The organism is Variovorax sp. GW821-FHT09B01, assembly GCF_059418345.1.
Window position 1 is genome coordinate 251,866 of sequence record NZ_JBWKPQ010000011.1, and the last position, 9,630, is coordinate 261,495.

The 9,630-nt window shown below is 71.3% G+C and carries 8 protein-coding genes; 5 read left to right on the plus strand and 3 right to left on the minus strand.

Features of this window, described 5'->3' with window-relative positions; genetic code table 11:
* Positions 1 to 54: 54 nt before the first annotated feature.
* Entirely contained in the window at positions 55 to 1,032 is a 978-nt protein-coding gene (locus tag AC07RV_RS27515) for a tripartite tricarboxylate transporter substrate-binding protein (protein ID WP_093344113.1), read from the minus strand.
* A gap of 263 nt (positions 1,033 to 1,295) precedes the next feature.
* Here AC07RV_RS27515 and AC07RV_RS27520 point away from each other — a divergent pair, with 263 nt between their 5' ends.
* From AC07RV_RS27520 to AC07RV_RS27530, 3 genes are all read left to right on the plus strand, one after another.
* Positions 1,296 to 2,477: a M48 family metalloprotease gene (locus AC07RV_RS27520; protein ID WP_296774686.1), complete on the plus strand. Its 1,182-nt coding sequence runs from the start codon at positions 1,296 to 1,298 to the stop codon at positions 2,475 to 2,477.
* A 118-nt stretch (positions 2,478 to 2,595) separates the two neighbouring features.
* Positions 2,596 to 4,062 carry an NAD-dependent succinate-semialdehyde dehydrogenase gene (locus AC07RV_RS27525; RefSeq protein WP_296774688.1) on the plus strand — a complete coding sequence of 489 codons (1,467 nt, stop codon included), beginning with the start codon at positions 2,596 to 2,598 and terminating at the stop codon, positions 4,060 to 4,062.
* Positions 4,063 to 4,187: 125 nt separating this feature from the next.
* Positions 4,188 to 4,766, plus strand: coding sequence for a type 1 glutamine amidotransferase domain-containing protein (locus tag AC07RV_RS27530; RefSeq protein ID WP_296774690.1), 579 nt, complete (start codon positions 4,188 to 4,190; stop codon positions 4,764 to 4,766).
* Positions 4,767 to 4,775: 9 nt separating this feature from the next.
* Here the strand turns inward: AC07RV_RS27530 and AC07RV_RS27535 are convergent, their stop codons facing one another.
* Positions 4,776 to 5,942 (minus strand): citrate synthase, encoded by a 1,167-nt coding sequence (locus AC07RV_RS27535; protein WP_296774692.1) that lies wholly within the window; start codon positions 5,940 to 5,942, stop codon positions 4,776 to 4,778.
* Between the two features lie 83 nt (positions 5,943 to 6,025).
* On the opposite strand from AC07RV_RS27535, the gene AC07RV_RS27540 reads away from it, so the two are divergent.
* Positions 6,026 to 7,138: a citrate synthase/methylcitrate synthase gene (locus tag AC07RV_RS27540; protein ID WP_209540502.1), complete on the plus strand. Its 1,113-nt coding sequence runs from the start codon at positions 6,026 to 6,028 to the stop codon at positions 7,136 to 7,138.
* A 79-nt stretch (positions 7,139 to 7,217) separates the two neighbouring features.
* The gene (locus tag AC07RV_RS27545) at positions 7,218 to 8,255 is read left to right on the plus strand and encodes a hypothetical protein (protein WP_296774695.1); all 1,038 of its coding nucleotides are present in this window, start codon (positions 7,218 to 7,220) and stop codon (positions 8,253 to 8,255) included.
* Here the strand turns inward: AC07RV_RS27545 and AC07RV_RS27550 are convergent.
* Positions 8,246 to 9,493, minus strand: a complete 1,248-nt coding sequence (locus AC07RV_RS27550; protein WP_093344121.1) for a phenylacetate--CoA ligase family protein — start codon at positions 9,491 to 9,493, stop codon at positions 8,246 to 8,248. The genes AC07RV_RS27545 and AC07RV_RS27550 overlap by 10 nt on opposite strands.
* Positions 9,494 to 9,630 lie beyond the last annotated feature (137 nt).

A 9,630-nucleotide genomic window follows, 5' to 3' on the forward strand; every position in this document is an offset into this window, starting at 1 on the left:
CGCCGGGCCCGCGAGGGCCGGCGGCTTCGTCGTTGATGCGAGCGACGCGATCGATCAGTCGGCGTAGACGCCCGCGGCCTTGATGATCGGGCTCCACTTGGCGATCTCGGCCTGCACGAACTTCTTGTGGCCATCGGGCTCGATGCGGCCGTCGACCGCCACCACGGCGCCCAGCGCTTCTTCCTTCTTCAGGAAGTCCGGGTCCTTGAGCGCGACCTTCAGCGCGTCGTTGAGCTTCTTCAGCACCGGTGCCGGCGTGCCCTTGGGCGCATAGAGGCCGTGCCAGATCGTGACCTGGAAGTCCTTCAGGCCCGACTCCTGCAGCGTGGGCAGGTCCTTGAGCAGCGGCACCGTCAGGCGCTTGGGCGTGGTCACGGCATAGGCCTTGACCTTCTTGCCCTCGATCTGCGGCGAGGTGTTGGTGGTCTGGTCGCACAGCAGGTCGATCTGGCCGCCGATCAGGTCGGTGATGGCCGGCGCCGTTCCCTTGTAGGGCACGGGCGTCATCTCGGTCTTCATCGCGCTCTGGTAGAGCAGGCCGCACAGGTGCGAGGCCGAGCCCACGCCCGCGTTGCCGAGGTTGATCTTGCCCTTGTTGGCGCCGATCCAGTCGGTCAGTTCCTTGTAGTTGTTGGCCGGCAGGCTGGGCTTGGCGATCAGCGTCATCGGCACGTCGTTGATGATGCCCAGGTACTCGAAGTCGCTCTCGACCTTGAACGGCACGTTGCGCACCAGCGTCGGGATGGTCGACATCGCGATGTGGTTGAGCAGCAGCGTGTAGCCGTCCGGTGCCGCGCGCGCCACCTTGGCCGCGCCGATCGAGCTGCCCGCGCCGGGCACGTTGTCGATCACCACGCTGGCGCCGCCGAGCGGCTTGCGCAGCGCTTCTGCCAGGTCGCGCGCGACGCGGTCGGTGGGGCCGCCGGCGGCGAAGGGCACCACGATGCTGATGGGCTTGCCGCTCGGGTAGTCCTGGGCGTGGGCGCCGATGGCAACAGCGGCGATCGCCGTCAGGGCTAGCAGTTTTTTCATGGAGAGGACCCCCGGAAGAGGAAAAAGGAATGAAGGGAAATTGAAAGCGGGCGCGATCTTAAAGGCTGACCATGCCCTGACGAATCCCCACAAGCCCTAGTCCACACGGCGATGCGGGCAGAGGCTCCTGCGGAAGGAGGGGCGCCATCGTTGCGCCGCGCTGCTCGGGCATGATGTTTCCCTGGGAGACGCGCCATGGGGGGCGCGCATACCGCAACGACGGTGCGGCCCGCCGGGCCGCGACAAAAGAAGGGAAAACACACATGGATCCTCTGGTCTATCCGCGCGAGCGCACGCTCGGCGCGATCACGCTCGTGCTCGGCCTGCTGGTCTGGCTGGCCCTGCTGGTGGGCACCTTCGGCATCCTGCTGCTCTACCTGCTGATGGGCTTCATCGGCTACTGCTTCGCGCACTCGGCGCTGATCGCCTGGATCAAGGGCACCGGCGTGAAGCTCTCGCCGACCCAGCTGCCCGAACTCAACGCGCGCTTCGAGGCCTGCTGCGCCCGGCTCGGCATCGCCAAGCCGCCCGAGGCCTACCTGCTGCACGGCGACGGCATGTTCAACGCCTTCGCCACCCGCTTCCTCGGGCGCGACTTCGTGATCCTGCTGTCGGACGTGGTCGACGCCATGGAGCCGCAACCCGACGGCATCAACTTCTACATCGGCCACGAGCTCGGCCACATCCGGCGCAAGCACCTCACGGGCCACTTCTGGCGCGCGCCGGTGCTGTGGCTGCCGCTGTTGGGCGCGGCCTATGCGCGCGCCAAGGAATACACCTGCGACCTGCATGGCGCCGCCTGCTGCGAGCAGCTCGATTCCGCGCCGCGCGCGCTGCTCGCGCTGGCCGCCGGCGCGCACCAGTGGCGCAACGTCGACATGAACGCCTATGCGGCGCAGTCGCGCGCCAATGCCGGCTTCTGGGGCTCGTTCCACGAAGTGGTCGGCGGCTACCCCTGGCTCACCAAGCGCGTGGCACGCGCCATCGACCCGGCCGCGCGGCTGCCCGAGCGCAATCCCGCGGCCTACCTGCTGGGCCTGTTCGTGCCCTACGCGGGCCGCGCCGGCGGCGGCGCGCTCGGCATCCTGGTGACGGTGGCCGTGATCGGCATCCTGGCCGCGGTGGCGCTGCCCGCCTACCAGGACTACCAGTCGCGCGCGGTGGTCGCGCAGGCCTGGGCCAACGGTGCGCCGGTGCGCCTCGCGCTCGCCGAGTACTACCGCGAGAAGGAGGAGATCCCCGAGAGCCTCGAAGCCGCGGGACTGCCCGAGACCCTGCCCGACGGCACCGCGCTGCGGCTCGACAGCGACACCATGGTGGTCGAGGTGCAGACCGCGCGCGGCACGCTGCTGATGGAGCCCGCGCCCTCCGGCGACGGCCTGCGCTGGACCTGCGGCGCCGGCGAGGGCCTGGCCGAGAAGGCCCTGCCCGCGAGCTGCAAGTAGGCGTCGCCAAACCCGAGCCGCACGCGCGGATTTGGCGCGCGCGGCTTGCGGCCCGGGCCCGGGCGTGGTCCCCTCGTCGTTTCCCCTTTCAGCAACGACGACCCGGAGACCCTGCCCGATGCCCGCCCTTCGACTCAAAGACCCGACCCTGCTGCGCCAGCAGGCCTATGTTGCCGGCGCCTGGATCGATGCCGACGACGGCACCACCGTCGCCGTGACCAACCCCGCCAACGGCGAGACCATCGGCAGCGTGCCGATGTGCGGCACGGCCGAGACCGAGCGTGCCATCGCGGCCGCCGAGAAGGCCCAGAAGGCCTGGGCCCGGCTGCCCGCCAAGGAGCGTTCGGCGATCCTGCGCAAGCTCAACGACCTGATGCTGGCCAACGTCGACGACCTCGCGCTGATCATGACCACCGAGCAGGGCAAGCCGCTGGCCGAGAGCCGCGGCGAGATCGCCTACGCCGCCTCGTTCATCGAGTGGTTCGCCGAGGAGGCGCGCCGCGTCTACGGCGACACCATTCCCGCGCCGCAGGCCGACCGCCGCATCCTCGCGCTCAAGCAGCCCGTGGGCGTGACGGCCGCGATCACGCCCTGGAACTTCCCGGCCGCCATGCTCACGCGCAAGGCCGGCCCGGCGCTGGCCGCGGGCTGCGCGATGGTGGTCAAGCCCGCCACGCAGACGCCGTACTCGGCGCTGGCCTTCGCCGAACTGGCCGAGCGCGCGGGCGTGCCCAAGGGCCTGCTGTCGGTGCTCACCGGCTCGGCCAGCAAGATCGGCGGCGAGATGACGCGCAGCCCGATCGTGCGCAAGCTCACCTTCACCGGCTCCACCGAGGTCGGCCGCACGCTGATGAAGCAGTCGGCCGACACCATCAAGAAGCTCTCGCTCGAGCTCGGCGGCAACGCGCCCTTCATCGTGTTCGACGATGCCGACATCGACGCGGCCGTCGAGGGCGCGATGGTCTCGAAGTACCGCAACACCGGCCAGACCTGCGTCTGCGCCAACCGCCTCTACGTGCAGCGCGGCGTGCTCGAGGCCTTCACGCAGAAGCTGGTGGCCAAGGTCAAGGCGCTCAAGGTCGGCGACGGCACCGAGGCTGGCGTCAACCAGGGACCGCTGATCGATGCCAAGGCGATCGAGAAGATCGAGGAGCACGTGGCCGATGCCGTGGCCAAGGGCGGCCAGGTGTTGGCCGGCGGCAAGCGCCATGCGCTGGGCGGCCTGTTCTACGAACCGACCGTGATCGGCGGCGCCACCGCCGACATGCTGTTCGCGCGCGAGGAGACCTTCGGCCCGCTGGCGCCGATCTTCGCCTTCGACACCGAGGAGCAGGCCGTCGCGGCGGCCAACGACACCGAGTTCGGCCTCGCCGCGTACTTCTACAGCCGCGACATCGGCCGCATCATGCGCGTGGCCGAGTCGCTGGAGTCGGGCATCGTCGGCGTCAACACCGGCCTGGTGTCGACCGCCGAGGCGCCGTTCGGCGGCGTCAAGCAGTCGGGACTCGGGCGCGAGGGTTCGAAGTACGGGCTCGACGACTTCCTCGAGGTCAAGTACGTCTGTCTCGCCGGTCTCGACAAGTAAGCGGAGGTTGCCGGCCGTCGAACTGTCCGACAAGGGCGGCCGGCGCCGGCCGATGCGGCAGGCGTGGCACGGGCCTAGGGTGAAGTTTCATTGCCTCGAGAAACCCACCCAAGGAGTGATTCACCATGCCCACCATCACCACCTCTTCGCTGGACGGAATGACGGTCGCGATCCTCGTGTCGGACGGCTTCGAGCAGGTCGAGATGACCGAGCCGCGCAAGGCGCTGGAGGCCGCGGGCGCGAAGACGCAGGTCGTCTCGCCGCTCGACGGCAGCGTGCGCGGCTGGAACCACCACGACCCGGCCGACACCTTCGAGGTCGACGTGCCGCTCAAGACCGCGAACCCCGACGACTTCGATGCGCTGCTGCTGCCCGGCGGCGTCGTCAATCCCGATGCCCTGCGCATCGACGAGAAGGCGGTCGCGTTCGTGCGCGCCTTCGTCGAGGCCGGCAAGCCGATCGCGGCGATCTGCCACGGACCCTGGACCCTGATCGATGCCGGCGGCGTGAAGGACCGGCGCATGACCTCGTGGCCCTCGCTGCGCGCCGACCTGCGCAACGCGGGCGCGCGCTGGAGCGACCAGGAGGTCGTGGTCGACCATGAGCTCGTGACCAGCCGCAAGCCCGACGACCTGCCGGCCTTCAACCGCGAGATGGTGCGCTTGTTCGAGCTGGCGCACGAGGCAGCGCTGCAGCACCACTGAGTCCGCGCTTCAGTCCTGCGCGACGGCCGGCCCCGTGTAACGCGCCCGCGGGCGGATCAGGTGGCCCGTCGCCGCCTGCTCGAGCACATGCGCGGTCCAGCCCACGCTGCGCGCGAGCGCGAACAGCACCAGCGGCGCATCGGCCGGCAGCTTGTGCACGGCCGCGAGCGTGGCCAGCGCGAAGTCGATGTTGACGGGCTCGCCCACGAGGCGCTCGCCGGCCTCGCGCAGCGCAGCGAAGGCCGGCGGCAGTTCGAGGTCCTCGAGCAGCGCGGCGCAGCGCACGTCGCCGGCCGGATAGAGCGGATGGCCGAAGGCCGCGAGCGGCCGGTCGTGCGCGAGCCACTCGCGCGCGGCCGTGTCGGCGCTCGACTGCTCGGCTTGCCGCACCAGCGCCTGCACCGCGCGCGCCGCGCCGCCATGCAGCGGGCCGGTCAGCGTTGCAAGGCCGGTCAGCAGGCAGGCCGCGAGCGAGGCGCCGGTGGAGGCCGTCACGCGCGCCGCGAAGGTCGAGGCATTGAGCTCGTGGTCGGCCAGCAGCACCAGCGCACGGCGTAGTTGCGCAGCGGCACGCGGCCGGCGCCAGGCCGCGGCGAGGCGCGCATGCAGCGGCTGCGTGGCGGCGCTCGCGGGCACCTTGCCGATCAGCGCATCGGCCAGCGTGCCCACCACCTCGGCGGCCTCGACGCGCAAGGCCTGCGGCGAGCGGCCGCGCGAGGGCGGGTCGACCGCCGCGCGCATGGCGAGCGCGCGCAGGCCCGCCTGCAGCGGCGGCATGCCGTCGCGTGCGCCGGCCTCATCGGCAGACAGACGCGGCGGCGCGCATTCCCACAGCAGGCCCGCCACGTCCTCGAGCGTGGCCTCGATCGACAGCGCGCAGGCGTCCTGCCCGCGGTACCAGAGCCGTCCGCCGGCCACGGTCGACACGGCCGAGGGCAGCACCGGCTCGCCCCACTGGATCGCTTCGCTCGCCACCGCCTCGCTGCTGCGCCGCCCCTGCGCGCGCGCCGCGAGCCGCTGCACGTCGTCGCGGTGGTAGAGGCTGCGCCGCGGGTCGGCGGCATCGGGCTTGGCGCGGATGCGGCCGCGGCTCACGCCGGCATAGAGCGTCTGGGGCCGCACCTGCATCAGGGCGAGCGCTTCGGCGGCGGGAAGCCAGGGCGAGGAGCGGGTCATGTTGACGGAATGGATCAAGATTGACGTCAATGTTAGCGGCGCCAGAATCGTCCGCATCGTGAACACAGATGGAGCATGAAACGATGAACGACGATGGACTCGAAGGCGTGGTGGCGGCGCACACCGTGCTGTCGGAGGTGGATGGCGCGGCGGGCCGGCTGGTGATCCGCGGCCACACGCTCGACGAGATCGCGCGCCGCTGGCAGTTCGAGGACGTGGCGGCCGCGCTGTTCGAGGGCTTCTTCGAACGCGCGCCCGATGCCGCCAGCCTGCGCGTCGCGCTGGGGCGCGCGCGGCGCGAAGCCTTCGAACGGCTGCAGCCCGGCGACGAGGCGCAGCTGCGCCGGCTGCCGGCGATCGAGGCCGTGCGCGCGCTGCTCGCGCGGTTGCCCGACGGCGACGACCTCGCGACCGCGCTGCGCCTGCTCGCGGGCCCGGCGGTCTACACCGGCGCGGTGATGCGCTGGCGGCTCGGCGTGCCGGCGCTCGCGCCCGACGAAGGCCTGGGCCACGCGGCCGACATGCTGCGCATGCTGCATGGCCGCGCGCCCACGGCCGCGCAGGCGGCGGCGCTCGACACCTACCTCGTCACCGTCTGCGACCACGGCCTCAATGCCTCGACCTTCGCGGCGCGCGTGGTGGCCTCCACCGGCGCGGGACTGGCCTCGGCGGTGCTCGCGGGCATCAGCGCGCTCAAGGGGCCGCTGCATGGCGGCGCGCCCGGGCCGGTGCTCGATGCACTCGATGCCATCGGCAGTGCCGAGCGGGCCCGCGCCTGGCTCGAGGCGGCCGTGGCCGAGGGCCAGCGCCTGATGGGCTTCGGCCACCGCATCTACCGCGTGCGCGATCCGCGCGCGGATGCGCTCAAGGGCGCGCTGAAGCGGCTCAGCGCCGAGGGCGGGGTCGATGCCGCGCGCTTCGCGCTGGCCGAGGCCGCGGAGCAGGCCGCGCTCGCGATCCTGCGCGAGAAAAAGCCCGACCGGCCGCTCGAGACCAACGTCGAGTTCTACACGGCGCTGCTGCTCGAGGCACTGGGCTTCGGCCGCGAGAGCTTCACCTGCGTGTTCGCGGCCGGTCGCACCGCGGGCTGGCTCGCGCATGCGCGCGAACAGGTGAAGAAGGGGCGGCTGATCCGGCCGCAGTCGGTCTACGTGGGCCCCGAACCCGCCGCGCGGGAGCCCGCACTCGCGCACTGAGCCTACACGGCGGTCCCGCCGTCCTCCGATACGCTCGTGTCGACTGCCATTTCCTTACAGCGACACGACCTGCCGACCGATGACGACCGCCGATCCCGCCCATGCCCGCGCGCTGCGCCTGCCGCGCGACTTTGCGCTGATCGCGGTCGGCCTCGATGCCGTGCTGCTCGCGATCAACCTGTCGATGCTGCTGCTGCCGGGCACCGACGAGGCGGCACAGATCCGCCGCGCCTATGCGCAGGCTGGCGTGTGGATCCTGCTGGTCGCAAGCACGGCGATGTCGTGGGCCTTGATCGGCGGCCTGGCCTGGAGCCATGGCCGCCACGCGCTCGAACGGCTGGGCGTGCCGCGGGTGGCGCTGTCGGGCGGCGCGCGGCTGCGTTTCGGTGGCGTCTGGCTGCTGGTGCTGGTGCTCAACCATCTCGCGCTCACGCCGCTGTTCTACGAGCTGCAGCTGATGTTCATGCCGGGCGGGCGCTATGCCGAGTTGCTGGGCGGCGCGGTGCCACGGCTGAGCCTGGGACTCGCGGCGCTGCTGCAGTCGCTGGTGCAACTGGGGGTGCTCGTGCTGGGCCTCTGGCTCGCGGCCCGTTTCGCGTTGCGCCGCAGTCGCTCGGCGGCCGCGGAGGCGCTCGATGCGCGCGCGCCCGATGAAGTCTCGACGGTGCCGGCCGGAGCCTCGCCGCGCTTGGCGGTGGCGCTGCTGGTGGGCGGGCTGTTCGCGTCGCTGCAGGTCTGGAGCGCGCTCGCCGTGGCGCGCTGGGCCGGTGCTTCGCAGGATGGCGGGCCCTGGGCGCTGCTGCTGACCTGGGCCCTGCCGCCGGTCGTGGCCGGCGCGCTCGCCCTCTGGGGCGGCTGGCTGGGCACGCGCCCGGGCCTGTGGCCGGTGCGGCCGTTTCGCGCGGTGTCGGCCGCGGTGCTGAGCTTCGTGCTGGTGCAGCTCGGCTGCATCGTCTTCGCGTTCCTGTGGTTCGCGCTCGCGGTGGGCGCCATCAAGGCGCTGCAGGGCATCGGCGCGATGGCCGGCTTCATGGCCGTGCTGATCGCGCTCTACGCGGTGCTCACGGTGCTGCTGGCGCGCGGCATGACGCGCCGGCTGTACCGGCGCTACTTGTAGCTGCGGGCGTCCTCGATCACCTTGCCGTCGTTCGGCAGGCTGCCGGGCGCCACCAGCTCGATGGTGCCGCGCAGCTTGGTCACTTCGCGCACGGCCTCGGCGATGCGCACCACCAGGCCCTCGGGCGCGCCCGCGCATTCGAGCCGGAAGTTCATCTGGTCGTCGCCCATCTCGCCCGACACGACGAGCCGCGCGCGCTGGATCTCGGGAAAGCGCCGCGCGATCTCGGCCACCTGCGAGGGATGCACGAACATGCCGCGCACCTTGGTGGTCTGGTCGGCGCGGCCGAGCCAGCCCTTGATGCGCTTGTTGGTGCGACCCGTGGGGCAGGTGCCCGCGAGCACGGCCGAGAGGTCGCCGGTGCCGAAGCGCACCAGCGGATAGTCGGGGTTGAAGGTGGTCACGACGATCTCGCCGACCTCGCCGTCGGGCACGGGATCGCCGGTGCCGGGCCGCACGATCTCGACCAGCACGCCCTCGTCGAGCACCAGGCCTTCGCGCGCGCTGGTCTCGTAGGCGATGAGGCCGAGGTCGGCGGTGGCGTAGCACTGGGTGCCCTTCACGCCGCGCGCGGCGATCCAGTCGTGCAGGCTCGGCGGAAAGGCCTCGCCCGAGACCAGGGCCTTGGTGAGCCAGGGCAGCTTCTGGCCCTTCTCCTCGGCCTTCTCGAGCAGGATCTTGAGAAAGCTCGGGGTGCCGGCATACCCTTCGGGCTTGAGGTCGACCATGGCCTCGAGCTGCTGTTCGGTCTGGCCGGTGCCGCCCGCGAACACGGTACAACCGACGGCGCGCGCGCCGCTCTCCATGATGGAGCCGGCAGGTGTCATGTGATAGCTGAAGCTGTTGTGGATCAGCTCGCCGCTGCGAAAGCCCGCGGCATGCAGCGCGCGCGCGGTGCGCCAGTAGTCGCGCGCCTCGCCCTCGGGTTCGTAGATGGTGCCGGGGCTCGCGAATATGCGCGGCATGCGGGTGCCGCGCGCAATGGCCGAGAAGCCACCGAATGGATCGTTCTCGCGGCCTTGCTTCTGCAGTTCGAGCAGTTCCGACTTGCGCGTGACCGGCAGCTTCGCGAGGGCTTCGCGCGTGGTGACGTCGGCGGCCGTGATGCCGTCGAGGATCTTCGAGAGGGCGGGTGCGGCGGTCTGGGCCTGGGTGATCTGTCGGGGCAGCGCGGCCAGCAGGTCGCGTTCGCGTTCGGCAGGGTCGCGGATCTCTAGTGCGTCGTAGTGGTCGGTCATGTCCGTACCCTTCAATCTGTTCAATTCGGTTTTCTGCTGTCTTGCTTCGAGAGGGGCGTCCGGGGCGCGTGCACAGGACAGCGGGTACTTCCCTCCGCGAATGTCCCCCGCCCTTCGGGCTCCTCCTTTATTTCGCT

Coding starts and splice junctions, on each gene's coding strand:
- AC07RV_RS27515 (WP_093344113.1), bottom strand. CDS start 1,032: ATGAAAAAACTGCTAGCCCTGACGGCGATCGCCGCTGTTGCCATCGGC.
- AC07RV_RS27520 (WP_296774686.1), top strand. CDS start 1,296: ATGGATCCTCTGGTCTATCCGCGCGAGCGCACGCTCGGCGCGATCACG.
- AC07RV_RS27525 (WP_296774688.1), top strand. CDS start 2,596: ATGCCCGCCCTTCGACTCAAAGACCCGACCCTGCTGCGCCAGCAGGCC.
- AC07RV_RS27530 (WP_296774690.1), top strand. CDS start 4,188: ATGCCCACCATCACCACCTCTTCGCTGGACGGAATGACGGTCGCGATC.
- AC07RV_RS27535 (WP_296774692.1), bottom strand. CDS start 5,942: ATGACCCGCTCCTCGCCCTGGCTTCCCGCCGCCGAAGCGCTCGCCCTG.
- AC07RV_RS27540 (WP_209540502.1), top strand. CDS start 6,026: ATGAACGACGATGGACTCGAAGGCGTGGTGGCGGCGCACACCGTGCTG.
- AC07RV_RS27545 (WP_296774695.1), top strand. CDS start 7,218: ATGACGACCGCCGATCCCGCCCATGCCCGCGCGCTGCGCCTGCCGCGC.
- AC07RV_RS27550 (WP_093344121.1), bottom strand. CDS start 9,493: ATGACCGACCACTACGACGCACTAGAGATCCGCGACCCTGCCGAACGC.